Here is a 24,600-nt window from a genome sequence, read left to right as displayed (position 1 = left end):
CGGGTCACGCGTCGAGCGTGCACGGCATCAGCAGGGAGAAGGCGTCCTCGGTGTCGGGGCGCAGGAGCGTCAGCGGGGCCTTGGGGCCTACGTACTCCAGCACCATGCCGTCTCCGTCGCCGGCGGCGGCGAGCGCGTCGAGGAGGTAGGCCGGGTTGACCCCCACCCGGTCCCCGCTGCCGGGCCCGTCGGCCTCGTCGGCCTCGTCGGCGACGGTCACGGTGTCGGTCAGGACGAGGGCGCAGCGTTCGCCGTCCTGCCCGCCGAGGGCCCGGCGCAGGGCCGGCACGTCCAGCGGGACGCGGCGGCCCGCGGGGAGCCTGGTCAGGCGGCGGTAGTCGGGGAACTCCTCGCCCAGGGCCCGCCCGGCGACCCGACGGCCCTGCGTCTCCAGCTCGATCGCGTCCCCGTCCACGGTGAGCAGCGCCGCGGAGTCGTCGGTCAGCAGGGCCCGCATGGCGTCGACGAGCGGGGCGGGCACGGTCAGCTGGATCCGCCCGCCTTCGTGGCCGTCGGTGGTGGCGCGGGCGACGGCCATCCGGTAGCGGTCGGTGGCCACGAGGCGCAGGTCCGCCTCCTCCACGTCGAAGAGGATCCCGCCGAGCACGGGCAGCTCGGGGTCGGTCCCGACGGCGAAGCGTACGGAGTCCAGTGCGGCCGCGAACTCGGCGGCGGGCACGGTCAGCCGGGTGGTGCGGGAGGTGCTGGTGGTCATGGTGCTCTCCTTGTGTCCGAGTCGCGCGCGTACCGCGGAGAGCGCGCCGCGGGCGTCGGCGAGTTCTCGTTCGAGCCGGCTCAGGTGCCCGTCGAGCAGCCTCGGTACCAGGCCCGTGTCCCCGCCGGACCAGGCCGCAAGGACCAGCCGGACGTCCGCGAGCGGCATGCCCGCCTGCCGGAGCCGGGCCAGCAGTCGGGCCTCGTCGAGCTGTTCGGGCGCGTACCAGCGGTATCCGGTCGCCGGATCCACCCGGGCGGGCGGCAGGACGCCCGCCCGGTCGTAGAAGCGCAACGCGCTCACGCCCAGCCCGCTGTCGCGGCCCATCTCGCCAATGCTGTGCATCTCGCTCTCCACACCCGTGACTCTGCGACCTCCACCAGGTCGAGGGTCAAGGCCGGTTCTCAGGCCGGTTCTCATGTCGCTCGTACACGGTTCTGTCGGGCTTCTCAGGCCTGACTCAGGAAGCTCTCATGATCGACGGTCAGAGTCTGTGTCATGACCGACAGCTTCCGCCGCGAAGGCGAGTACCCGCAGGAGAACAGCCCGGCCCCGCACGCGCCGTTCGGCGCGTACCCCGCGGCCGGCGCGGGGGCGGCGGCCTACCCGCCGCCGCCCGCGTACCCGCCCGCCGCACCCGGTTGGCACGAGGCGCACCAGCCGCAGCCGCAGCCGCAGCCGCAGGTCATCCGGGGCGAGACGGTCCCGCCGGGCGCGGGCGGCGCCGGCGAAGGCGGCGGGTACGAGGGCGACGGGTTCGGGAGCGGCGGGTTCGAGGGCGGTGGGTTCGCGGGCGGTGGCCCGCACCGGCCCGCCCACGCGGCCGCCCCCGCGCCCCGCGCCAAGCGGCCCGTCGCCCTGCTGGCCGCCGTGGCGCTCGCCGCGGCCCTGGTCGGCGGCGGCACGGCGGCCGCCGTCGAGCGGCTGATGGACCGGCAGGCCGGCAGCACCGGCGGCGTCGACGGCACCACCGTCTCGCGGTCCAGTTCCGGCACCGTCACCGGAGTCGCCGAGCAGGTCGGCCCCTCGGTCGTCCGCATCGACGCGCGGACCGGCTCCGGCCAGGGCACCGGCTCCGGCATCGTCCTCACCGCCGACGGCGAGATCGTCACCAACAACCACGTGGTGAGCGGCGCCGCCGAGATCCAGGTGACGATGAGCGACGGCAAGAAGTACCCCGCCAAGATCGTGGGCACCGACCCCGCCAAGGACCTGGCCCTGATCAAGCTCCAGGGCGCCTCCGGGCTGAAGCCCGCCACGCTCGGCGATTCCGGCGGCGTCAAGGTCGGCGACCAGGTCGTCGCCATCGGCTCCCCCGACGGCCTCACCGGCACCGTCACCAGCGGCATCGTCTCCGCGCTGAACCGCGAGGTGAAGGTGCCGAAGTCGGAGCAGCGGTCCCCGCAGGGCCGGCAGCAGGGCGAGGACAGCTGGCCGTTCTCCTTCGGCGGTCGCCAGTTCAACGGGAACACCGGCTCCGACACCACCTCGTACAAGGCCCTCCAGACGGACGCCTCCCTCAACCCGGGCAACTCCGGCGGCGCCCTCGTCGACATGAACGGCCGGATCGTGGGGATGCCCTCCGCGATCTACTCCCCCGCCTCCGGCAACTCCGCCGCCGGCAGCGTCGGCCTCGGCTTCGCCATCCCGGTCGACACGATCAAGGCCGACCTGGACTCCCTGCGCAAGGGCGGCCCCGGCGGCGCGGGCTCCTCCGACACGGGCTCCGACACGGGCTCCGGCTCCGCCGCCGACGGCTTCGGCACCAGCTTCTGACCCACCCGTGCGAGGCTGGAGGCGCCGTCCCGGGCGGCACTCCACGGCCGACCACCACCTCTGGGAGACCCATCCATGAATCCCGCCGAAGGCGAAGCGCGGATCCTCGTCGTCGACGACGAACCGGCCGTACGCGAGGCCCTGCGCCGCAGTCTCGCCTTCGAGGGGTACGCCGTGCAGACCGCCGTCGACGGGCTGGACGCCCTCGACAAGGCGGCCTCGTACGCCCCCGACCTGATCGTCCTGGACATCCAGATGCCCCGGATGGACGGGCTGACGGCCGCCCGCCGGCTGCGGGCCTCCGGCAGCGTCACCCCGATCCTGATGCTCACCGCCCGCGACACCGTCGGCGACCGCGTCACCGGCCTCGACGCGGGCGCCGACGACTACCTCGTCAAACCGTTCGAACTCGACGAGCTCTTCGCCCGGGTCCGCGCCCTGCTGCGCCGCAGCTCCTACGCCGCCCCGCAAGGCCTCGGCGAGGGCCATGAGGACGCCCTGACCTTCGGCGACCTGCGCATGGACCTCGCGACCCGCGAGGTCACCCGGGCCGGGCGGCCGGTGGAGCTGACCCGGACCGAGTTCACCCTGCTGGAGATGTTCCTCGCGCACCCCCGCCAGGTCCTGACCCGCGAGCAGATCCTCAAGACCGTCTGGGGCTTCGACTTCGAGCCCAGCTCCAACTCCCTGGACGTGTACGTGATGTACCTGCGCCGCAAGACCGAGGCCGGCGGCGAGCCGCGCCTCGTCCACACCGTGCGCGGGGTCGGCTACGCCCTGCGCGCCGGCGAGAGCGGGCCGGAGTGAGCCCGACCGCCAGATTCCGCGCACTGCCGTTGCGCTCCCGCCTCGCCCTGCTGGTCACGGTGGCGGTGGCGCTGGCCGTGGCGGGCGTGGCGGGGGTGTCCTGGGTGATGGTCCGCACCCAGCTGAGCGAACAGCTGGACAGCTCGCTGCGCGCCACCGACGCCGCGGCCCAGGCCAACCAGGTCTACGCCAAGCTGCGCTGCGTCCCCGGCCCTCCGCTCCCCGACCAGGCGGCCAACAACCTCAGCGCGCAGGTGCAGATCGTGCTGCAGGACGGCGGCCACTGCTGGGTCGACGGCAACAACACCCTGAAGGTCACCGCGATCGACCTGGAGGTGGCCCAGCGACGCCGGGGCCCTGTGCTCTACGACGCGACCACCTCCAACGGCATCCCGGTCCGCGTCTACACGCAGCCCGCCCTCGTGGGCAGTCAGCCCGCCGCGCTGTCCGTGGCCAAACCGCTCGCCGACATCGACAAGCCCCTGTCCACCCTGGCCTGGGTGCTGCTCCTGGTCTGCGGTGTCGGGGTCGTCGGCGCGGGCGCGGCCGGCCTGTGGGTGGCCCGTACGGGGTTGCAGCCGGTCGACGAACTGACCGACGCCGTCGAGCACATCGCCCGGACCGAGGACCTGACCGTACGGATCCCCGACGAGGGGGACGACGAGATCGCCCGCCTGTCGCGGTCCTTCAACTCGATGACGGCGGCCCTCGCCTCCTCCCAGGAGCGGCAGGCGCAACTGATCGCGGACGCCGGGCACGAGCTGCGTACCCCGCTGACCTCGTTGCGCACCAACATCGAGCTGCTCGCCCGCAGCGAGGAGACCGGCCGGGCCATCCCGCCCGACGACCGGCGGGAGCTGCTGGCCTCGGTCAAGGCGCAGATGACGGAGCTGGCCTCGCTGATCGGCGATCTGCAGGAGCTGTCCCGGCCGGACGCGGCCTCGCCCGGCCCGCTCGGGGTGGTCGCCCTGCACGAGATCGCCGGGGCGGCGCTCTCGCGGGCCCGGCTGCGCGGTCCGGAGCTCCGCTTCGACTCGGACCTGCGGCCCTGGTACGTCCGGGGCGAGGCCGCGGCGCTGGAGCGGGCGGTGGTCAACGTCCTGGACAACGCGGTGAAGTTCAGCCCGCCGGGCGGCACCGTCGAGGTGTCGCTGCGGGCGGGCCGGCTGACCGTGCGGGACCACGGTCCGGGCATCCCCGCCGAGGACCTCCCGTACGTCTTCGAGCGGTTCTGGCGGTCGGAGTCGGCCCGCGCCCTGCCCGGCAGCGGGCTGGGCCTGTCGATCGTGGCCCGTACGGTGGCACGCGCGGGCGGCAGCGCCGAGCTGCGGGCGGCGGCCGACGGCGGCCCGGGTACGGAGGCGGTGCTCCGCATCCCGGGGGCGCCGACGCCACCGCCGTCCGATCCGTCAGTTGTGCCGGATCAGTGAGGTGACCAGGCCGGAGCGGGTGTTCGGGAAGTCCATCGGGACGATGCCGAGCCCGGTCCGGCCGGCGAGCTCCCCGCCGTCGACGAAGCCGTGGACCTGCGGGTTCAGGCGGTCGGAGTTCCAGCGCGGCGGCATGTACGCCGCGGTGCTGACGTAGTTCACGAAGAGCTTGCCGGGCTGCTGGACGGCCTTGCGGAAGTGGTTCTCGATCCGGCCGCGCTTGGCGAAGGGCTCCGTGTTGTAGTCGTCCTGGATGTCGAAGACGTTGCCGTCCCCGTAGCGCAGGCCGGGCAGGCCGCCGTTGTCGGCGAGCAGGACGACCTTCCCGCGGGCCTGTCCGAGGGCGGGCAGGGTATCGGCGATCCGGAACAGGGGTCGCCAGCCGCGGTTGTTCAGGTAGTCGTCGAAGACGGCGCGGAAAGTGGCGTCGCCCTCCCCGGAGTACTCCTGCTTGACGCGCATCAGGACGGTCTCGGAGGGGTGTGCGGCGAGGAAGTTCCAGCAGGCGACGAGGACGTCCCCGAACATCAGGTCCTGGAAGAAGGACCCGTGGTGGATGGCGAAGGAGCCGCCGGTGACCCGGCAGCGGACGTCGAGGAAGCGGATCCCGGAGTCGAGCTGCTGGGCGATCGAGGTGTTCTGGCAGGCGACGTAGAGGCCGCCCTTGGTGGCGCCGGAGTCGTGGGTGCCGGGGATGGTCATGCGCTGGAGGGCGGTGGAGTCGCCGAGCCCGGCCATCCAGTCCTGGGTGCCGAGGGCCGACGCGGCGGCCGGGGCGGACGCGGCTCCCAGTCCGGCGACCGCTCCCACGGCCAGCGCTCCGGCCAGGAACGCCCTGCGGCGCATCCCCGTGCCGGTGCTCGTTCCCGTGCCTGTACCCGTGGTCCTGCCCGTGCTCGTGACCGTACCCATGCCCGCCCCTTCGCCGACCCGGTGATGGCCGGATTATGGCGTGCACACGTCAGAGTTACTACCCGTCGGTAGGGGTCAGCTTTCGAGCAACTCGACCATGGACCGCAGCCCCTGGAGCAGTTCGCGGCCGTCCGGCGCCTGCTCCGGATCGGTCAGGGTCTGCACCATCACCCCGCTCAGCAGCGCGATGTGCAGCGACCCGAGAGCCCGTACGTCCTCCTCCGAGACCTCCTCCGGCGGCACCCCGCGCAGACCGGCGGCCACCATCCGGCGATTGCGGCGCTGCCCCTCGGCGAGGATCGCGAGCAGCTCGGGCGAGGACTGCGCGTGGACGAAGGCCTCGACGGACGCCAGCCAGAGCCAGCGCGTCTCGCCGAAGTCGCGGATCTTGCGGTCCCAGGTGTCGGCGTAGCGCTCCCCCGCGCTCTCCCCCTCACCGGCGAGTCGACCGGCCCCCGCGGCCCACTCCTCCATGGCGGCGAACAGCGCCTGGTTGAGAAGGGCCTCCCGCGACCCGAAGTGGTAGCCGATCGCGGCCATGCTCACCCCCGAGGCCGTGGCGACGTCGCGCACGGTCGTGCGCAGGTAGCCCTTCTCCTCCAGGCAGTGCCGGGCTCCGGCCAGCAGGTCCTCGCGATTTCCCATGCGGGGATCGTAGTCGCGCCGCTTTTTGGGCAAGCGTGCAAGACAAGCGTATTGCGCGCTTGCCCAAATCCTGGCAGGCTGCAGCCGACGGGAAGATCCACCGGCCCACGGGAGGCACGCGTTCATGCGCCACGAGCTGAAGATCGACGACCGGACCCTCTCCTACCTGGACTTCGGCGGCCCCGGCCGCCCGCTCCTCGCCCTGCACGGCGGCATGTCCGAGGCCCTCGCCTTCACCGGCCTCGCCGAGACCCTGGGCGACCGGTGGCGGGTCATCGCCCCCGACCAACGCGGCCACGGGGACTCCGACCGCGCGCCCGACTACCGCCGCGAGGGCTACGTGGGCGACGCCGTCGCCCTCCTCGACCACCTGGGCATCGACACCCCGCTGCCGCTCCTCGGCTACTCCCTCGGCGGGCTCAACGCCTACCACCTGGCCGCCGCCCACCCCGACCGGATCGCCGCCCTCATCGGCGTCGACGCCACCGTCGAGATCCGCATCCCCACCGGACCCCACTGGTTCGACTTCCTCGACGGCCTCCCCTACACCGCCCCCACCCGCGAGGCACTCCTCGCCGCCGCCGGACCGGCCGCACCCTTCGTCGCCGACGGACTGCGCCCCCTCCCGGACGACACCGGATGGCGCCTCGCCCACCACCCGCAGGACATGCTCGACTCCATCCACGCCTGCGCCGGCGACCACTGGGACACCTGGCTCGCGAGCACCTGCCCGGCCCTGCTGATCCACGGCACCAGCAGCCAGGCACTCACCCGGCCCGTCGCCGACGCGATGGTCGCCCGGCGCCCGAAGACCTCGTACGCACCCCTCGACGGCGACCACTTCGTGCCGTTCACGAACCCGGACGGCTTCCACACCGCGGTCGGCACGTTCCTGGCCACCCTCTGACCACGCCGGTCCCCGCGCCACGGGGGTGCCCGGGGAAACGCCGGAGGGGCGGCGGGCCCATGGCCCACCGCCCCTCCGGGGCTACCGCAGTCGGTCCTACTTGACGACGGTGATCCGGTTCGCCGCCGGCGGGACGATCGGGGCCGCCGCCGAGGAGTTCTTCGTCAGGTAGTCGTTGAAGCAGTCCAGGTCGGACGCGCCCACGAGCTTGTTCTTGTGCTCCTTCAGGACGGTGAAGCCGTCACCGCCGCCCGCGAGGAACTCGTTCATCGCGACCCGGTAGGTCTTCGCGGGGTCGAGCGGCACACCGTTCAGCTTCACCGAGTCCACGACGATGCGGTCCGCGCCCGCCTTCGTCATGTCCAGGGTGTAGGTGAAGCCCTTCGACACCTGCAGGATCTTCGGGTTCGGCCCGTTGACCGGGCCGCTGACCTGCTGCTGGAGCGCGGTGATCAGCTGCGCGCCGGTCAGGTCCACGATGTTCATCATGTTGGTGAACGGCTGGACCGTGAAGGACTCGCCGTACGTCACCACACCGTCGCCCTCGTCACCCGAGGCCTTGTAGGCGAGGTCCGAGCGGATGCCGCCCGGGTTCATGACGGCAAGCTGCGCGCCGCCCTTGTCCGCCGGGGCGAGCGCTTCGAGCTGCGCGTCGGCGATCAGGTCACCGAGCGGCTTCTCGGGCGCCTCGCTGCCGCGGCCGGGGATGTCGGCCGAGATGAAGCCCTGCGGACGGTTGGCGATCGGGGCCGCCAGCGCCTTCCAGCGGTCGATCAGCTCGGTCATGTCCGGGGCCTTCGGCTGGTCCCGGCCCACGACCTTGTTCACCGGCTTCGGCGAGGTGATCGGCGTACGGACGATGTCCTTGGTCTGCCGGTCGTAGGTGAGGGTGGTGTCGGTGAACAGGCGGCCGATGGAGGCGGCCGAGGTCACCGAACGCGGGTTGCCCGCCGGGTCCGGGATGTTGCAGGCGTAGGCCTGGTGCGTGTGGCCCGTGACCAGCGCGTCGACCTTGGAGTCCACGTTCTTGGCGATGTCCACGATCGCGCCCGAGATACCGGCGCCGGCACCCGGGACGTTGCAGTCGTAGTTGTACGCGCCGTTGGCCGGCAGACCGCCCTCGTGGATCAGCGCGACGATCGACTTGACGCCCTGCTTGTTCAGCTCGGCGGCGTACTTGTTGATCGTCTCGATCTCGTCGCCGAACTTGAGGCCCTTGACGCCCGCGGCGGTCACGACGTCCGGAGTGCCCTCCAGGGTGACGCCGATGAAGCCGATCTTCACGTCCCCCTTCTTCCAGATGTACGTGGGCGACATCAGCGGACGCTTGGTCTTCTCGTCCGTGACGTTGGCCGCGAGGTACTGGAATTCGGCGCCGGTGAACTCCTTGCCGTACTCGAAGCAGCCCTCGACCGGGTGGCAGCCGCCGTAACCCATGCGGCGCAGCTCGGTCTTGCCCTCGTCGAACTCGTGGTTGCCGACGCTGGACACATCCAGGCCGATCTTGTTCAGCGCCTCGATGCTCGGCTCGTCGTGGAAGAGCCCGGACAGCATCGGGCTGCCGCCGATCATGTCACCGGCCGCGGCCGTGACGGAGTACTCGTGGCCCTTGCGGGCCTCGCGCAGGCTGGTGGCGAGGTACTCGACACCGCCCGCGGGTATGGCCTTGGTGGTGCCGTCGGCCTGACGCTCGGTCACGGTGCCGGAGGAGCCCTGCGGGGGCTCCAGGGTGCCGTGGAAGTCGTTGAACGACAGCATCTGCACATCGACGGTCCGGCTCTTGGCCGCACCGCCACCACTCGCGGCACCGGCCGGAAGTGCGGCCGCGACCATCGCCCCGGCCCCGGCCGTGACGGCGAAGGCGGCGAGGGTCAACCGGCGGGTTCGGCGGTGCCGTTGTGGCGTCGCTGACATTTAGTCCCCTTATGTGACAGCGGTAAGACTTGGGAGGTCCGCCGAAGCCTAAGGTCAACGCGCGTAGCTCTACCAGGGGGTAGCGGTATCGCGTTGGTTACGCGCAGAAGAAGCACCGACCACGCGCCCGCACTCCACCCCTCCCCACGGCGGTCGTAGGCTCGTCCCATGACTGACGCAGCAGCGGCCCTGGAGCCGGGACGGCAGATTCAGACCCTCGACGAGCTGACGGAGGAACAGGCGAGCGCCGTACTCGACCTCATCGAGGACGCGGCACGCACGGACGGCACCACCGCCGTGTCCGAACAGGGCCGGCTCCAGCTGCGCGGCGGGCCGCGCGAGGGAATCCGACACTTTCTGCTCACCGAGGGCGGCCGGCTCTCCGCCTACGGGCAACTGGAGGACACCGACCCGGTGGAGGCCCCCGCCGCCGAACTCGTCGTGCACCCCGCCCTGCGCGGGCGCGGGCACGGACGGGCCATGGGCACGGCCCTGCTCGCCGCCTCCGGCAAGCGGCTGCGGGTCTGGGCGCACGGCGGCAAGTCCGCCGCCCGGCACCTCGCGCAGGTACTCGGCCTGACCCTCTTCCGCGAGCTGCGCCAGCTGCGCCGCCCCCTGACCGAAGGCGACCCGCTGCCGGAGCCGGTACTCCCGCCCGGAGTGACCGTACGGACCTTCGTGCCCGGAGCCGACGACACCGCCTGGCTCACGGCGAACGCGGCCGCCTTCGCCCATCACCCCGAGCAGGGCTCGCTCACCCAGCGCGACCTGGACGACCGGATCGCGCAGCCGTGGTTCGACCCCAAGGGCTTCTTCCTCGCGGAGCGCGACGGCGAGCTCGTCGGCTTCCACTGGACGAAGGTCCACGCGGCCGAGCAGCTCGGCGAGGTCTACGTGGTCGGCGTCCGCCCGGGCGCCCAGGGCGGCGGCCTCGGCAAGGCCCTCACCGCGATCGGCCTGCGCCACCTGGCGGCCCAGGGCCTGCCGACGGCCATGCTCTACGTGGACGCCGACAACCCGGCGGCCCTGGCCGTGTACCAGGGCCTCGGCTTCACCACCCACGAGGTGGACCTGATGTACCGCACGGAAAGCTGACCCACCCCGGCCCCGCCGGCGCACCGTTCCAGCCCCGCCCGGGGGCACCTCCCGGCGGTAGCTGGGGGAGTTCGAGGCGCGGGTCCGGGCAGCGCCCGGCGGGGGCCCGGGAGCGGAGCCCCCGCAGCGGCGCCGCACCCGCGCACGCCGGGGTGCATCAGCTCCCGCCACCCCGCCGGGAGGCGACGCGCACCCGCGCACGCCGGGGCACACCGGCCCCCCACCCCGCCGGGAGGCGACGCGTGCACCCCGTCGGACCCGGGAAGCCACACGCCATTAACCAGGCATTCAGACGCGCTTGCGACTCTCCCCCAATGCAGCCCCGCCTCCGACTGACGGCCGACTCCTCCGACGTGCCTGTCCTCCCGCGTGCGCGGAAGAATGGAGTCATGAGCCACCAGCCCAGCGCAGGCCCCACCGAGGTCCCCGCCCAGCACCCGTCTCACACCCCCGGCGCCGCTCCCGGCCGGGCCGTCACCGGAGCCCACGCCCGCATAGGGTCCATCTCCGCGCACCGCCCGCACGTCGACCTGGAGCCCGACCTCGACGCGGATCTGGACGCCTACGAGGACAAGGACGGCGACGACGAGCTGCCCCCGGGACGCTTCCTCGACCGGGAGCGCAGCTGGCTCGCCTTCAACGAACGGGTGCTGGAGCTCGCCGAGGACCCCACCACGCCCCTCCTCGAACGCGCGAACTTCCTGGCGATCTTCGCGAGCAACCTCGACGAGTTCTTCATGGTGCGCGTGGCCGGCCTCAAGCGGCGCATCGCGACCGGCGTCGCCACCCGTTCGGCCTCCGGCCTGCAGCCCCGCGAGGTGCTGGACCTCATCTGGACGCGCTCGCGCGAGCTCATGGCCCGGCACGCCGCCTGCTTCCAGCAGGACATCTCCCCGGCCCTGGCCGAGGAGGGCGTCCACCTGATCCGCTGGCCCGATCTGACGGAGAAGGAGCAGGCCCGCCTCTTCACCCTGTTCCGCAACCAGATCTTCCCGGTGCTCACCCCGCTGGCCGTGGACCCCGCGCACCCCTTCCCGTACATCTCCGGCCTCTCCCTCAACCTGGCCGTCGTCGTACGCAACCCCGTCAGCGGCCACCGCCACTTCGCCCGGGTCAAGGTCCCGCCGCTCCTCTCCCGCTTCCTGGAGGCCTCCCCGCAGCGCTACGTCCCGCTGGAGGACGTCATCGCCGCGCACCTGGAGGAGCTGTTCCCCGGCATGGAGGTGCTCGCGCACCACATGTTCCGGGTGACCCGCAACGAGGACCTGGAGGTCGAGGAGGACGACGCCGAGAACCTCCTCCAAGCCCTGGAGAAGGAGCTCATGCGGCGCCGCTTCGGCCCGCCCGTCCGCCTGGAGGTCGAGGAGTCCATCGACCCGGGCGTACTGGACCTGCTGGTCCAGGAGCTGAAGGTGAACGCCTCCGAGGTCTACCCGCTGCCCGGCCCGCTGGACCTGACCGCCCTCTTCGGCATCGCCTCGCTGGACATCCCGGAGCTGAAGTACCCGAAGTTCGTCGCCGGCACCCACCGCGACCTCGCCGAGGTCGAATCCGCGTCCGCGCCCGACATCTTCGCCGCCCTGCGCGAGCGGGACGTCCTGCTGCACCACCCGTACGACTCCTTCTCCACCTCGGTGCAGGCCTTCCTGGAGCAGGCCGCCGCCGACCCGGACGTCCTCGCCATCAAGCAGACGCTCTACCGCACCTCCGGCGACTCCCCGATCGTGGACGCCCTCATCGACGCCGCCGACTCCGGCAAGCAGGTCCTCGTACTCGTCGAGATCAAGGCCCGCTTCGACGAGCAGGCCAACATCAAGTGGGCGCGCAAGCTGGAGGAGTCCGGCTGCCACGTCGTCTACGGGCTCGTCGGCCTCAAGACCCATTGCAAGCTCTCGCTCGTCGTCCGCCAGGAGGGCGACCAGCTGCGCCGCTACTCGCACGTCGGCACCGGCAACTACCACCCCAAGACCGCCCGGCTCTACGAGGACCTCGGCCTGCTCACCGCCGACCCGCAGGTCGGCGCGGACCTCTCCGACCTCTTCAACCGGCTGTCCGGCTACTCGCGCCGCGAGACCTACCGCCGGCTGATGGTGGCCCCCCGCTCGCTGCGGGACGGACTGATAGCGCGGATCGACAAGGAGGCCGCCCACCACAAGGCCGGCCGCCCCGCCTACGTCCGGCTCAAGATGAACTCGATCGTCGACGAGGCCCTCATCGACTCGCTCTACCGGGCCTCCCAGGCGGGAGTGCCCGTCGACATCTGGGTGCGCGGCATCTGCGCGGTGCGCCCCGGGGTCCCCGGACTCTCGGACAACATCCGGGTCCGCTCGATCCTCGGCCGCTTCCTGGAACACTCCCGGGTCTTCGCCTTCGGCAACGGCGGCGAACCCGAGGTGTGGATCGGCAGCGCCGACATGATGCACCGCAACCTCGACCGCCGCATCGAGGCACTGGTCAGGGTCGCCGACCCGGCCCACCGCGCGGCACTGGACCGGATGCTGGAAACCGGGATGTCCGACGCCACCTCCTCCTGGCACCTGGGCCCGGACGGCGAGTGGACCCGGCACAGCACGGACGCGGACGGCCAGCCGCTGCGGCACGTACAGGAGACGCTCATAGACGCCCGGAGGCGCCGGCGTGGCTCAGCCAAACCATGACCCGATTACCGCGACGCCGGCGGACGCGGGTGCCGTGCTCGGCACGTACCTGCGCACCCAGGCCACCGCTTTCCTACGCGCGCTACGCCTCCACGCGGAGAACGCGGGAAGCGGGGCCGACGCCGCCGAAGGGAGCGAAGCGGCGCGCGGCCTGCGGGGGGCCGCGCGCCGCATCAGCGGATCCCTGGCCACCTTCCGGGTGGTGACCGAGTCCTCCTGGGCCGACGGACTGCGCACCGAGCTGGTGTGGCTGTCCTCGACGCTGGCCGACGAGCACGCGTACGCGGCCCGGCTGACCCGGCTGATGGAAGCCCTGCACCGACTGTCGGGGTCCCCGGAGCTGCCCGCCCCGCGCGGTTCGGCCGGCGCGCTGACGGTGGGCTCCGCCCGGGCCGGCGCCCTGCTGGAACGGCAGCTGACCCTGGCCCGTACGCGCGCCCACTCGGCCACCCTCCAAGCCCTCGGCTCCTCCCGCTTCCACGCGGTGGCGGACGCGGTGGCGGTGCTGGCCTCGGAGGTCCCGCTCGACGCGGTCGCCGCCCGGGGCCGGGTGTCGGAGGTACTCGTCCCGCTGGCGGCCGTGGCCGAAAGCCGCCTGTCGGCGGCGGTCGCGGCGCTGCCCCCGGTCGACGGGGCCCAGCCGTACAACGCCTACAACGCGGACCACGACGGCCCCTGGAACGAGGTGCGCCGCCTGCTGCGCGTCCACCGGTACGCGCGGGAGGCCCTCGGCAAGGACGTGACCCGGCCGGCGGCCGCGGGCGAGGCCCTGGACCGCCACCGCGACGCGGCCGAAGCCGCGACCGCCTCGGCGACGGCGGCCCGCACCCCGCGCATCGCCCCGGCGACGGCCTACGCCCTCGGCGTCCTGCACGCCGACCAGCGCCACGAGGTCGAGGCCGCCCGTCTCGCATTCCGGCACATCTGGCTTCCGGAGCCCGCGGTCACGTCGCGATAACGTCGGGGTAACGGATGATGACGGCTGTGTGCGCCACGCTCGGGACGCACCGGGTCGTCCGCCACGGTTCACCATCCGTTCACTCGGCCCGGTCGGCTGCTTCACCTGTTCTGCCTAATTTCGGTGATGCACGGAGCGAGTCGCCCGGAGGTCGAGCAGCTCAGCCGCGCACAACCGACGTAGTCCTCTTCGCACGCCGCCCCGATACAGAAAGCGGCCGGCGGCTTCTGGAAGGAACACCCGAAAGTGAAGCTTCAGCGCAAGAACATGCTTCGTGCCTCCGCCCTCGGGGCGCTTGTCGTGTCCGGCGCCCTGGTCCTCACGGCGTGCGGCTCGGACGACAACACCAAGACCGCCGACGGCTCGGCGAAGCCCTCCGCGGCCGCCGCGGGCGACATCAAGTGCGACGACGCCAAGGGCAAGCTCCTGGCCTCCGGCTCCTCCGCGCAGAAGAACGCGATCGAGCTGTGGATCAAGAACTACATGGCCGCCTGCTCCGGCGTCGAGGTGAACTACAAGTCCTCCTCCTCCGGTGAGGGCATCGTCGCCTTCAACCAGGGCACCGTCGGTTTCGCCGGCTCCGACTCGGCGCTGAAGCCGGAGCAGGTCGAGGAGTCGAAGAAGATCTGCACCGGTGGCCAGGGCATCGACCTCCCGATGGTCGGCGGCCCGATCGCCCTCGGCTTCAACGTCGCCGGCGTGGACAAGCTGAACCTCGACGCCGCCACGGTCGCCAACATCTTCAACGACAAGATCAAGAAGTGGGACGACGAGGCGATCAAGAAGCTGAACCCCGGCGTCACGCTTCCCTCCACCGCCATCCAGGCCTTCCACCGCTCCGACGACTCGGGCACCACCGAGAACCTCACCAAGTACCTCAAGGCCACCGCGGGTGACGCCTGGCCGTACGAGGCCGCGAAGAAGTGGGCCGCCCCGGGCGGTCAGTCGGCCTCCGGCTCCTCCAGCGTCGCCGCCCAGGTCAAGCAGGTCGACGGCGCGATCGGCTACTTCGAGCTCTCCTTCGCCAGCTCGCAGAGCATCAAGACCGTCGACCTGAACACCGGTGCCGCCGCCCCGGTCAAGGCCAGCGGTGAGAACGCCTCCAAGGCCATCGCCGCCGCCAAGATCGCCGGCACCGGCTCCGACCTGGCCCTCAAGCTCGACTACACCACCAAGGCCGAGGGCGCCTACCCGCTCGTCCTGGTGACCTACGAGGTCGTCTGCGACAAGGGCAACAAGGCCGAGACGCTCCCGACCGTGAAGTCCTTCCTGAACTACGCGGCCTCGGACGCCGGTCAGAAGGTCCTGCTGGAGAACGGCTACGCGCCGATCCCGGCCGAGATCAACACCAAGGTCCGCGAGGTCATCAACTCCCTCGGCTGAATCCTGACCCCCGAGGTGTCGACCGCCCCCGTCCGGGCAATCGACACCTCGGGGACCCTTCCCCTTCCACCCAGGGGAAATCCGGTGCACCGCCGCCAGGGGGCCTGCCCCCCACACAGACCGGAAAGACCATGGCTTCCACCACACCCACCCAGATAGACACGGCTCCGCCTGTCGCCAAGAGCGGAGGGTCCACCGGCCGCGCCGGTGACAAGATCTTCGCCGGCCTCTCCAAGGGCTCCGGCATCCTGCTCCTGGTGATCATGGCGTCGATCGCCGCCTTCCTCACCTACCGCGCCTCGATCGCCCTGTCGAAGAACGAGGGCAACTTCCTCACCACCTTCGACTGGAACGCGTCGGCCAACCCGCCCGTCTTCGGCATCGCCGTCCTGCTCTTCGGCACCGTCGTCAGCTCGATCGTCGCGATGGCCATCGCCGTACCGATCGCCGTCGGCATCGCCCTGTTCATCTCGCACTACGCGCCGCGCAAGCTGGCCGCGCCCCTCGCGTACACGGTCGACCTGCTGGCCGCCGTGCCGTCGATCATCTACGGCATCTGGGGCGCCCTCTTCCTCGTCCCGCAGCTGAACGGCCTGAACCTCTGGCTCGACGAGTACCTGGGCTGGACGTACGTCTTCGACAAGACCCAGGTCGGCGTGGCCCGTTCGCTCTTCACCGTCGGCATCCTGCTCGCGATCATGATCCTGCCGATCGTGACCAGCGTCAGCCGCGAAGTCTTCCTCCAGGTCCCGCGCATGAACGAGGAGGCCGCCCTGGCCCTCGGCGCGACCCGCTGGGAGGTCATCCGCATGTCGGTGCTGCCCTTCGGCCGCTCCGGCGTCATCTCCGCCTCGATGCTCGGCCTCGGCCGCGCGCTCGGCGAGACCATGGCCGTCGCGACCGTCCTCTCCCCGAGCTTCCTGATCTCCGGCCACATCCTGGACCCGGGCGGCGGCACGTTCGCGCAGAACATCGCCGCGAAGTTCGACGAGGCCAACGAGTTCGGCCGCGACGCGCTGATCGCCTCCGGCCTGGTCCTCTTCCTGCTCACCCTGCTGGTCAACGGTGCAGCCCGGCTGATCATCGCTCGCCGCAAGGACTTCTCGGGGGCGAACGCCTGATGAGCCACGCACTCCAGGACCCGCGCCCCACCCGGGCCCGCAAGTCCCCCGCCCCCGCCGGCCTCACCCGCGGCGGCCTGCCCCGCTGGGCCCCGGCGGCCATCGCGGTCCTCTCGATCGCCCTCGGCTGCGGCATCGGCCTCGCCTTCGGCCTCGACAGCAAGATCCAGTGGGGTCTGCTCGCGGCGCTGCTCTTCGTCGCCGTCACGTACACCGCCAGCGCGGTGATCGAGAACCGCCGCCAGGCCAAGGACCGCGTCGCGACCTCCCTCGTGTGGGTCTGCTTCGTCCTCGCGGTCATCCCGCTGCTCTCGCTGATGTGGACCACGATCAGCCGCGGCCTGAAGCTGCTGAGCGGCAACTTCCTCAGCCACTCCATGAACGGCGTGACCAGCTTCGACGAGGGCGGCGGCGTCTACCACGCCCTGCTCGGCACCATCGAGCAGGTCGCCCTCGCCACGCTGATCGCGGCCCCCATCGGCCTGCTGACCGCCGTCTACCTGGTCGAGTACGGCAAGGGCCGCCTCGCCAAGTCCGTCACCTTCTTCGTCGACGTCATGACCGGGATCCCCTCCATCGTCGCGGGCCTGTTCATCCTGACGACCTGGAACCTGATGCTCGGCTTCGGCCCCTCCGGCTTCGCCGGCGCCATGGCCCTGTCGATCCTGATGATGCCGGTCGTGGTCCGCTCCACCGAGGAGATGCTCAAGCTCGTCCCGAACGAGCTGCGCGAGGCCGCCCTCGCCCTCGGTGTGCCGAAGTGGCGCGTGATCCTCAAGGTCGTGCTCCCCACCGCCATCGGCGGCATCTCCACCGGTGTGATGCTGGCCGTCGCCCGCATCGCCGGCGAGACCGCGCCGATCATGCTGCTGGTCTTCGGCTCCCAGCTGATCAACGGCAACCCCTTCGAAGGCGCCCAGTCCTCGCTCCCGCTCTACATTTGGGAGCAGTACAAGGTCGGTAGTGAAGCCTCCTACGACCGGGCCTGGGCCGCGGCCCTCGTCCTGATCGCCTTCGTCATGATCCTCAATCTGGTGGCCCGCGGCATCGCCCGCTGGAAGGCCCCGAAGACCGGTCGCTGACGCGACTCATGAAAGCGAAGTGACCCCTCATGGCGAAGCGAATCGACGTCTCCGGACTGTCCGCCTTCTACGGCAACCACAAGGCCATCGATGACATCTCGATGACCGTGGAGCCCCGCTCCGTGACGGCCTTCATCGGCCCGTCCGGCTGCGGCAAGTCCACCTTCCTGCGCACCCTCAACCGCATGCACGAGGTCACCCCCGGCGGCCGCGTCGAGGGCAAGGTCCTGCTGGACGACGAGAACCTGTACGGCACCGGCGTGGACCCCGTCGCGGTCCGCCGCACCGTCGGCATGGTCTTCCAGCGCCCCAACCCCTTCCCCACCATGTCGATCTTCGACAACGTGGCGGCGGGCCTGCGGCTGAACGGCAACTTCAAGAAGTCCGAGCTCACGGACATCGTCGAGAAGTCGCTCCAGGGCGCCAACCTCTGGAACGAGGTCAAGGACCGCCTGAACAAGCCCGGCTCCGGCCTCTCCGGCGGCCAGCAGCAGCGCCTGTGCATCGCCCGCGCCATCGCGGTCGAACCCCAGGTCCTGCTCATGGACGAGCCCTGCTCGGCCCTCGACCCGATCTCCACCCTCGCGATCGAGGACCTGATCGGCGAGCTCAAGGAGCGCTTCACGATCGTCATCGTGACGCACAACATGCAGCAGGCGGCCCGCGTCTCGGACCGTACCGCCTTCTTCAACCTCTCGGCCGTCGGACAGCCCGGCAAGCTCATCGAGCTCGACGACACGGACCGGATCTTCTCGAACCCGTCCGTCCAGGCGACCGAGGACTACATCTCGGGTCGCTTCGGCTAACCGGGACCGCACGTCCTGCGGTGCTGCATGGCGGTGCCACCGCAAGGCGAAAGAAAGAAAAGGGCCGGCTCCCCCTGGGTGGGGGGAGCCGGCCCGATTTCGTTCCCGCTGTCGTTCCCGCTGTCGTCCTTCCCGCGTCCTACACGAACGCGAGGTCCACGACCCAGAAGCTCAGCGCGGCGACCAAGGCCGCGGCCGGCATCGTGATGAACCAACCCAGGACGATGTTCTTGGCGACGCCCCAGCGGACCGCGTTCACGCGCTTGGTCGCACCCACACCCATGATCGCCGAGGTGATCACGTGGGTGGTGGAGATCGGCGCGTGGAAGAGGAACGCCGAGCCGAACATGATCGACGCACCGGTCGTCTCGGCCGCGAAGCCCTGCGGCGGGTCCAGCTCGATGATCTTGCGGCCGAGCGTACGCATGATGCGCCAGCCGCCCGCGTACGTACCCAGCGACAGCATCACGGCGCACACGACCTTGACCCAGACCGGGATCGCCTCGTCGGCGGTCTGCACATCGGCGATGACCAGGGCCATCACGACGATGCCCATGGTCTTCTGCGCGTCCTGCAGGCCGTGGCCGAGCGCCATGGCCGCCGCCGACACCGTCTGCGCGATACGGAAGCCGTGCTTGGCCTTGTGCGGGTTGGACCGGCGGAACATCCACAGGATGGCCACCATCACCAGGTAACCGACGACCAGACCGACGACCGGCGAGACGAACATCGGGATGACGACCTTGTCGAGGACGCCCGACCAGATCACCTCGGTACCACCGGCCAGCGCCGCGCCCACCATGCCGCCGAACAGCGCGTGCGAGGAGGACGAGGGCAGGCCGAAGTACCAGGTGATCAGGTTCCAGACGATCGCGCCGACCAGCGCCGCGAAGAGGATCCACATGCCCGTGGACCCCGTGGGCGTCTCGATCAGGCCGCTGCTGACCGTCTTGGCCACGCCGCTGCCCAGGAAGGCACCGGCGAGGTTCATCACGGCCGCCATCGCCAGCGCCGCGCGCGGGGTCAGCGCCCGCGTGGAGACGGACGTCGCGATCGCGTTCGCGGAGTCGTGAAAACCGTTCGTATAGGTAAAGCCGAGCGCGACACCGATGGTCACGACCAGAGCGAAGGTGTCCACGAGGTTCAGGACTCCTTGACCGCGATGGTCTCCACCGTGTTCGCAACGTGCTCGAACGCGTCGGCCGCCTCTTCGAGCACGTCGACGATCTGCTTGAGCTTCAGCACCTCGATGGCGTCGTACTTGCCGTTGAAGAGCTGGGCCAGCAGCTTGCGGTGGATCTGGTCGGCCTGGTTCTCGAGGCGGTTGACCTCGATCCAGTACTCGGTCAGGTTGTCCATCGTCCGCAGGTGCGGCATGGCCTCGGCGGTCAGCTCGGCCGCGCGCGCCAGCACCTCGATCTGCTGCTCGACCCCCTTGGGGAGCTCCTCCACGTTGTAGAGGACGACGAGATCGACGGCCTCCTCCATGAAGTCCATGATGTCGTCGAGCGACGAGGCCAGGTTGTAGATGTCCTCGCGGTCGAACGGCGTGATGAAGGAGGAGTTCAGCTGGTGGAAGATCGCGTGAGTGGCGTCGTCCCCCGCGTGCTCCGCCGCCCGCATCCGCTCCGCGATCTCGGCCCGGGCGGAGGAGTCCGCTCCGAGCAGTTCCATCAGGAGCTTGGAGCCCGTGACGATGTTGTCCGCGGATGCGGCGAACATGTCGTAGAAGCTCGTCTCCCTGGGGGTCAGACGAAATCGCACGTGAGGTCCTCGGGGTGCATTGGATTCGGTCAGGCTGATGCTAGGCGCATCCCCCGGCCACGGCTAACCGGCCGTTCCCCAGTGTCCTCCATCGGGCAGAGTGAGGACCACGGACCCCTGCCTCGGGCGGCGCGGCCCAGTATCCTATACCCATGAGGGGTATGCGTCAGGCATGCACCCTCGTTCCGGACCACGGGAGGACGTATGACGACCATCGAGGCGGAGGGCTCCGGAGCCGTCCACGGCTACCACCACCAGAAGGACGAGCACCTCAAGCGGCTGCGCCGGATCGAGGGCCAGATCCGCGGCCTCCAGCGACTCGTCGACGAGGACGTCTACTGCATCGACATACTCACCCAGGTCTCGGCGAGCACGAAGGCACTGCAGTCCTTCGCGCTCCAACTGCTGGAGGAGCACCTGCGGCACTGCGTCGCGGACGCCGCGGTCAAGGGCGGCACCGAGATCGACGCCAAGGTCGAGGAAGCCACCAAAGCCATCGCCCGCCTCCTCCGCACCTGACCCGCCCCCGCGCATCCCAGCCCCGCCGGCGCCTGACGCGCACCCACCGAGCCCCGCGCATCCCAGCCCCGCCGGCGTTTGAGGCGCGGGGTCTGGGGCGGAGTCCCGGCAGCGGCGCGGCAGCCGACAGGAGGCCGGGCGCGTACACAAGCCGCGCCCCCCGCCGGGAGGCGTCGGGCTAGTGCCCGAGCAGGACCTCGTCGATGCGGTCCAGGCTCAGCCGCTCCTCCGCGGCCGCCGACGCGGCGATGATCAACTCACCACACAGCTCGATCTCGGCGAGAGCAACGTGGTCCTGCACCGTCGTACCGCCTGCGGGAGTCACGCGTGTCACCTCAATCTGCCACCGGCCACCGGCCGTCATCGGTCGAACCGCACCGCACCACGCGCCGGCGCCCGGCTTCTCAGCGTAGGGAGGACGAGCCGTCCCCCGCATGACACGGATGGACCATTTCCGGATACCGGGCCGTGGCCCGATCGCACCGCCCGCTCCTCCTCCGACTCACTGATCGGAGATCTTCCCGGCGTAAATATCCCCATTTGCCGGCAATACCACGGTCACCGGCGTCCCGAACCCGTACAGCAGCGTGGTCGACGACACATCGATCACGCCATTGTTGACGTACGTGAACCGGTGCCTGACCTTCCGCAAGCGGCCCTCCTCGTCGAGGTAGGCGTCGAACGGCACCGTGTCCGTGCTGAACCCTTTCGCCGCCGCCTCCAGCGCCCCCCGCACCTCCGGCGACGCGCTCCCCGCCGCCCGCCCGATGTCCGTGGTCCCCCGGTAGTGCCGCACCTTGGTGCCCGCCACCTCGGTCTCCCCCACGTACGTCACCTCCTGCACGCCCCGCAGCAGCTCGGCCGCGACCAGCGGATCGGTGGCCCCGCCCGTGACGAGGTTCCCGTCGTTCAGGGTCGTCGTGTCGACCCGCACCCACTTGTCGTCCGGCACGCCCGCGCCCCGGTTCTTCATGTAGAGGGCGCCCGGCACGAGCAGCTCGGTGATGGGCCGGTGCTCGGCCTTGCCCTTCACATCGGCCGGGAGCATCACAAGGAGCTGGCCCATCCGCTTCTCGAAGTCCACCCCGCCCTCGCCGCGGATCGTGACCCGGGTACCGCCCGTGGCCATCTCCATGGCCGTACGGGCCCGGGCACTGCCGGTCTTCGCCAGTGCGTCGGCGGCCCCGCGGACCACCGCCGCCGCGTCCGCCGGAGGCCGGCTGTCGCTCGCGTCGGCCACGCACCCGGTCATCGTCGTGACCGCAAGGGTGACTCCGGCGGCGAGTACCGCCTCACCCGCACGCCCGCGCGGCCGCCTGTGCCGGTGATCCACCATCGCCTGCCAACCCCCAACGCATGACCGCTGCTTGCCCGAGGCCCCCACCCGCTCCACTTAACGAGGTCCGGGGTTTCCCGTCACGGGGGCGCACCCTCCCCGCGCGTCGACCGCCCCGGTACCGTGGACCTGTGGAACCGCACACCGACGCGACCCTGGTCCCTCCGCCGGCCTCCCTGCCTCTCCCGAGGCCCCACGAGCAGCCGGAACCACCGACCGGCCACACCACTTCCACCGCCGACCGCGGATCGTTCTGCCTGGCCGTCTGCACGTGCGGCTGGAGCGGCCCGGCCCGCCGCTCCCGCGACCTGGCCCGCAAGGACGCCGCCCGGCACACGAGCCCCTAGGGACCGCCGGAACCGCCGGGGACCTCCCGGAGGCCCGTCTCGCCCGTTCGGACGGCCCGGCTGGCCGACGCGCGCCGCAGCGGATGCCCTTGACTCATGCCAGGTTCCGCAGCCCGCCTCGCGACCCTTCTCCGGGCCCTGCTCATCGTGTCCGCCCCGGCCGCCGCGGCCGGGGCCCGACCCGTGGGCTCGGCGGACGGTCCCGCCGACGTGGCCCTGGCCGTCGGGCCCACCTCGGCCGCGGCCGCGGCGACCGGCTGGTGGCCGCGCTCCCGGTACCGCCGCGACTCCGACGGCGGCGATCCCTGATGCGCCGCTCCCGGCCGAAGGCGGTGCGGGTGTGCTTCGGGGCCGCGGCGCTGTGCCTGGTGGCGGCCGCGCTGCTCGCCGTATGGAACGCGTACGCGCAGACCTGAGCCGGCCCCCGTACCGCGACCGGCGGCGTCAGGCCGCGAGGTCCCTCTCGTGCGCGGGCGGGGTCGGTGCCTGCGGGAGGCCGACCGGCAGGGGCAGCGCGAGGTCCCTGGCCCGTACGAGCCGACCACCGCGCCGGGACCGGGCCACCGCCCGCACCAGCGGGGTCAGCGCGGCCATCGCGAGCGGCGCGAGCAGGAGCACCACGGCGGTGCCGAGCGCGAGGCCGCCGATGACGTCGGTCGGGTAGTGGATCCCCATGTAGACCCGGCACAGCCCCTCGGCGAAGGCCAGCCCGATCCCCACGAGGCCGAACTTCCGGTTCGCCACGAACAGGCCCACGCCCAGGGCCATCGCGAGGGTGGTGTGGCCGCTGACGAAGGAGAACTCGGTGCGCCCGAGCCCCCAGCCGAAGGTGGGGTCGAGCACTTGCAGGCCCTCGTGCTGACGGAACGGACGCTCCCGCCCGACGAATTCACGCAGCGGCACATTGACGAGCAGCGCCAACCCGGCGGCGAGCGGGGCCCAGACGAGCGCGGCGACGGACTCGACGGCACCGGCCTCGTCCTGCCGGCGGGCACCGCGCCAGCACCACAGGACCAGGAGCACCAGGGCCAGCAGGATCCCGTACTCCCCGACCAGGCTCACGACCCGGTCGAGCCACGCCGGAGCATGTCGGGCCGCTCCGTTGATCCCGTACAGCAGGCTGACATCCACGTTCGGCCCACCTGTTGTGAGTCCAGCCATGGTGACGCGGCCCCTTGCCCTTGCCGTGGTTCCCCTGTGGAACGCACCCCTGTGTGCGCCCCTCCACCCCCCACTTGATCAACCCCCGCGCCCATGGAACGCCCGTTCTGGCTCCTACGTTCCATTCTCCACGCAATGATCACTCCAACGTTATCGAAGAGTGACTCATCGTCGCAGCTCAGGGCCTTTGCCTTACGGTGAGTTACGAAGCCGCGCGCCCGGCGGCGGGACGCTCGGGAAGCGCCTCCGCGCCGTCCTTGGTCACGCGCGTCGCACCGAAGTAGTCCGGGGTGTCGATCTTGTCGAAGCGGATCACGGCGCCGGTGTAAGGGGCGTTGATCATGTATCCGCCTCCCACGTAGAGCCCGACGTGCCGGATCTCCCGGGAGTTCGTCAGATCATCGGAGAAGAAGACGAGGTCACCGGGCAGGAGTTGATCCCGCGAAGGATGCGGCCCGGCGTTGTACTGGTCGTTCGCCACCCGCGGCAACTGGATCCCCACGGTCTCGTACGCGGCCTTGGTCAACCCGGAACAGTCGAACCGCCCGTCCTGATCGGGCGTCCCGTTGCCACCCCACAGATACGGCGTCCCGAGCTGCTTCTGCGCGAAGTAGATCGCCCCGGCGGCCTGTTGCGAGGGCGCCACCCGCCCGACGGGCCGTGCGAAGCTCTTGGCCAGCGTCGTGATGGCCTTCACGTACCCCTGCGTCTCGCGGAACGGGGGCACGCCCTGATGCTGCGTCACCGCACCCGGACCGGCGTTGTAGGCGGCCAGCATGTTCGCGACGGGGTCTCCGGGCACCTTGCTCACATAGCGCGCGAGTTCGCAGTCGTACGAGGCGGCCGACGGAATGGCGTCGTTCGGGTCCCAGATGTCGCGGTCACCGTCGCCGTCCCCGTCGATCCCGTGCGTGGCCCAGGTCCCGGGGATGAACTGGGCGATACCCCGCGCATCGGCAGGGCTCACGATGGTCGGGTTCCAGCCGCTCTCCGAGTAGAGCTGGGCGGCGAGGACGGCCGGACTCAGGGTCGGGCAGAGAACGCCCCACTTCTGCACCAAGGCCTGGTACTTCCCGGGTACGGCGCCCTTGGCCAGCCCGACCTGGCGGCCACCGGCGGTCGCGATGCCCGCGGCGGCGGAGTACGTGCCGACCACGAGGAGAGCCACGAAGCACAGACACGCTCCGAAGCTGATCCCGCCGATCACCCAGAATCTGCGCACCCGTCAACCCTCCCCCATCGGCCGGTCTTTCACCGGGATTCAC

Annotated in this window: 24 protein-coding genes; 14 read left to right on the top strand and 10 right to left on the bottom strand. The window is 71.1% G+C overall.

The window, feature by feature from the left end; genetic code table 11:
• Positions 1–4: 4 nt before the first annotated feature.
• Positions 5–1,060, bottom strand: a complete 1,056-nt coding sequence (locus ACGFYY_RS33135; RefSeq protein ID WP_393715111.1) for a MerR family transcriptional regulator — start codon at positions 1,058–1,060, stop codon at positions 5–7.
• Positions 1,061–1,213: 153 nt separating this feature from the next.
• Between ACGFYY_RS33135 and ACGFYY_RS33130 the strand changes: the two genes are divergently transcribed.
• The 3 genes from ACGFYY_RS33130 to ACGFYY_RS33120 all read left to right on the top strand — a co-directional run bounded on the left by ACGFYY_RS33130 (position 1,214) and on the right by ACGFYY_RS33120 (position 4,728).
• Entirely contained in the window at positions 1,214–2,491 is a 1,278-nt protein-coding gene (locus tag ACGFYY_RS33130) for a S1C family serine protease (RefSeq protein ID WP_393715109.1), read from the top strand.
• 75 nt (positions 2,492–2,566) lie between these two features.
• Positions 2,567–3,298 (top strand): response regulator transcription factor, encoded by a 732-nt coding sequence (locus ACGFYY_RS33125; protein ID WP_393715107.1) that lies wholly within the window; start codon positions 2,567–2,569, stop codon positions 3,296–3,298.
• The gene (locus tag ACGFYY_RS33120; protein WP_365280827.1) at positions 3,295–4,728 is read left to right on the top strand and encodes a HAMP domain-containing sensor histidine kinase; all 1,434 of its coding nucleotides are present in this window, start codon (positions 3,295–3,297) and stop codon (positions 4,726–4,728) included. Before ACGFYY_RS33125 ends, ACGFYY_RS33120 begins: the two co-directional genes overlap by 4 nt.
• On the opposite strand, the gene ACGFYY_RS33115 is transcribed toward ACGFYY_RS33120, so the two are convergent.
• On the bottom strand, positions 4,708–5,574 hold the full coding sequence (locus ACGFYY_RS33115) for a phosphatidylinositol-specific phospholipase C (protein ID WP_393715175.1): 867 nt from the start codon (positions 5,572–5,574) through the stop codon (positions 4,708–4,710). The genes ACGFYY_RS33120 and ACGFYY_RS33115 overlap by 21 nt on opposite strands.
• Before the next feature lie 141 nt (positions 5,575–5,715).
• Entirely contained in the window at positions 5,716–6,285 is a 570-nt protein-coding gene (locus ACGFYY_RS33110; protein WP_365280824.1) for a TetR/AcrR family transcriptional regulator, read from the bottom strand.
• 124 nt (positions 6,286–6,409) lie between these two features.
• Here ACGFYY_RS33110 and ACGFYY_RS33105 point away from each other — a divergent pair, with 124 nt between their 5' ends.
• Complete coding sequence (locus tag ACGFYY_RS33105) at positions 6,410–7,192, top strand: alpha/beta fold hydrolase (RefSeq protein ID WP_393715104.1); 783 nt, start codon at positions 6,410–6,412, stop codon at positions 7,190–7,192.
• Between the two features lie 96 nt (positions 7,193–7,288).
• On the opposite strand, the gene ACGFYY_RS33100 is transcribed toward ACGFYY_RS33105, so the two are convergent.
• Complete coding sequence (locus tag ACGFYY_RS33100) at positions 7,289–9,106, bottom strand: bifunctional metallophosphatase/5'-nucleotidase (RefSeq protein WP_393715102.1); 1,818 nt, start codon at positions 9,104–9,106, stop codon at positions 7,289–7,291.
• 168 nt (positions 9,107–9,274) lie between these two features.
• Between ACGFYY_RS33100 and mshD the strand changes: the two genes are divergently transcribed.
• The 7 genes from mshD to pstB all read left to right on the top strand — a co-directional run bounded on the left by mshD (position 9,275) and on the right by pstB (position 18,208).
• Positions 9,275–10,201 carry a mycothiol synthase gene (mshD, locus tag ACGFYY_RS33095; protein ID WP_030768163.1) on the top strand — a complete coding sequence of 309 codons (927 nt, stop codon included), beginning with the start codon at positions 9,275–9,277 and terminating at the stop codon, positions 10,199–10,201.
• Between the two features lie 389 nt (positions 10,202–10,590).
• Positions 10,591–12,858 carry an RNA degradosome polyphosphate kinase gene (locus tag ACGFYY_RS33090; RefSeq protein WP_030728536.1) on the top strand — a complete coding sequence of 756 codons (2,268 nt, stop codon included), beginning with the start codon at positions 10,591–10,593 and terminating at the stop codon, positions 12,856–12,858.
• A complete protein-coding gene (locus ACGFYY_RS33085; protein ID WP_393715099.1) occupies positions 12,839–13,816 on the top strand; it encodes a CHAD domain-containing protein in 978 nt (325 codons plus the stop codon). Before ACGFYY_RS33090 ends, ACGFYY_RS33085 begins: the two co-directional genes overlap by 20 nt.
• 246 nt (positions 13,817–14,062) lie before the next feature.
• Positions 14,063–15,199, top strand: a complete 1,137-nt coding sequence (gene pstS, locus ACGFYY_RS33080) for a phosphate ABC transporter substrate-binding protein PstS (RefSeq protein ID WP_365280053.1) — start codon at positions 14,063–14,065, stop codon at positions 15,197–15,199.
• Positions 15,200–15,330: 131 nt separating this feature from the next.
• The gene (gene pstC, locus ACGFYY_RS33075; protein WP_030768174.1) at positions 15,331–16,320 is read left to right on the top strand and encodes a phosphate ABC transporter permease subunit PstC; all 990 of its coding nucleotides are present in this window, start codon (positions 15,331–15,333) and stop codon (positions 16,318–16,320) included.
• Positions 16,320–17,402, top strand: a complete 1,083-nt coding sequence (gene pstA / locus ACGFYY_RS33070) for a phosphate ABC transporter permease PstA (protein WP_393715096.1) — start codon at positions 16,320–16,322, stop codon at positions 17,400–17,402. The genes pstC and pstA overlap by 1 nt, the downstream gene beginning before the upstream one ends.
• A 29-nt stretch (positions 17,403–17,431) precedes the next feature.
• Entirely contained in the window at positions 17,432–18,208 is a 777-nt protein-coding gene (gene pstB, locus ACGFYY_RS33065; RefSeq protein ID WP_365280047.1) for a phosphate ABC transporter ATP-binding protein PstB, read from the top strand.
• Between the two features lie 139 nt (positions 18,209–18,347).
• On the opposite strand, the gene ACGFYY_RS33060 is transcribed toward pstB, so the two are convergent.
• Positions 18,348–19,346, bottom strand: coding sequence for an inorganic phosphate transporter (locus ACGFYY_RS33060; RefSeq protein ID WP_365280044.1), 999 nt, complete (start codon positions 19,344–19,346; stop codon positions 18,348–18,350).
• Between the two features lie 5 nt (positions 19,347–19,351).
• Complete coding sequence (locus ACGFYY_RS33055) at positions 19,352–19,972, bottom strand: DUF47 domain-containing protein (RefSeq protein WP_008742369.1); 621 nt, start codon at positions 19,970–19,972, stop codon at positions 19,352–19,354.
• A gap of 204 nt (positions 19,973–20,176) precedes the next feature.
• Between ACGFYY_RS33055 and ACGFYY_RS33050 the strand changes: the two genes are divergently transcribed.
• Complete coding sequence (locus ACGFYY_RS33050) at positions 20,177–20,491, top strand: metal-sensitive transcriptional regulator (protein ID WP_030009310.1); 315 nt, start codon at positions 20,177–20,179, stop codon at positions 20,489–20,491.
• 178 nt (positions 20,492–20,669) lie between these two features.
• Here ACGFYY_RS33050 and ACGFYY_RS33045 read toward each other — a convergent pair whose 3' ends face one another.
• A complete protein-coding gene (locus ACGFYY_RS33045; RefSeq protein ID WP_037883851.1) occupies positions 20,670–20,855 on the bottom strand; it encodes a hypothetical protein in 186 nt (61 codons plus the stop codon).
• A 138-nt stretch (positions 20,856–20,993) separates the two neighbouring features.
• A complete protein-coding gene (locus tag ACGFYY_RS33040) occupies positions 20,994–21,827 on the bottom strand; it encodes a hypothetical protein (RefSeq protein WP_393715092.1) in 834 nt (277 codons plus the stop codon).
• A 131-nt stretch (positions 21,828–21,958) separates the two neighbouring features.
• On the opposite strand from ACGFYY_RS33040, the gene ACGFYY_RS33035 reads away from it, so the two are divergent.
• Both ACGFYY_RS33035 and ACGFYY_RS33030 read left to right on the top strand, forming a co-directional pair.
• Positions 21,959–22,174, top strand: coding sequence for a hypothetical protein (locus tag ACGFYY_RS33035; RefSeq protein WP_365280059.1), 216 nt, complete (start codon positions 21,959–21,961; stop codon positions 22,172–22,174).
• 96 nt (positions 22,175–22,270) lie between these two features.
• Positions 22,271–22,483 (top strand): hypothetical protein, encoded by a 213-nt coding sequence (locus ACGFYY_RS33030; RefSeq protein ID WP_393715090.1) that lies wholly within the window; start codon positions 22,271–22,273, stop codon positions 22,481–22,483.
• Between the two features lie 135 nt (positions 22,484–22,618).
• Here the strand turns inward: ACGFYY_RS33030 and ACGFYY_RS33025 are convergent, their stop codons facing one another.
• Positions 22,619–23,335, bottom strand: a complete 717-nt coding sequence (locus tag ACGFYY_RS33025) for a phosphatase PAP2 family protein (protein ID WP_365278865.1) — start codon at positions 23,333–23,335, stop codon at positions 22,619–22,621.
• Between the two features lie 202 nt (positions 23,336–23,537).
• A complete protein-coding gene (locus ACGFYY_RS33020) occupies positions 23,538–24,542 on the bottom strand; it encodes an NlpC/P60 family protein (RefSeq protein WP_393715173.1) in 1,005 nt (334 codons plus the stop codon).
• Positions 24,543–24,600: the final 58 nt, after the last annotated feature.

Source organism: Streptomyces sp. NPDC048331, from assembly GCF_043201215.1.
Lineage (GTDB): Bacteria > Actinomycetota > Actinomycetes > Streptomycetales > Streptomycetaceae > Streptomyces.
Note: the sequence above shows the minus strand (reverse complement) of the source record. Positions and strands in the feature narration are given on the sequence as shown.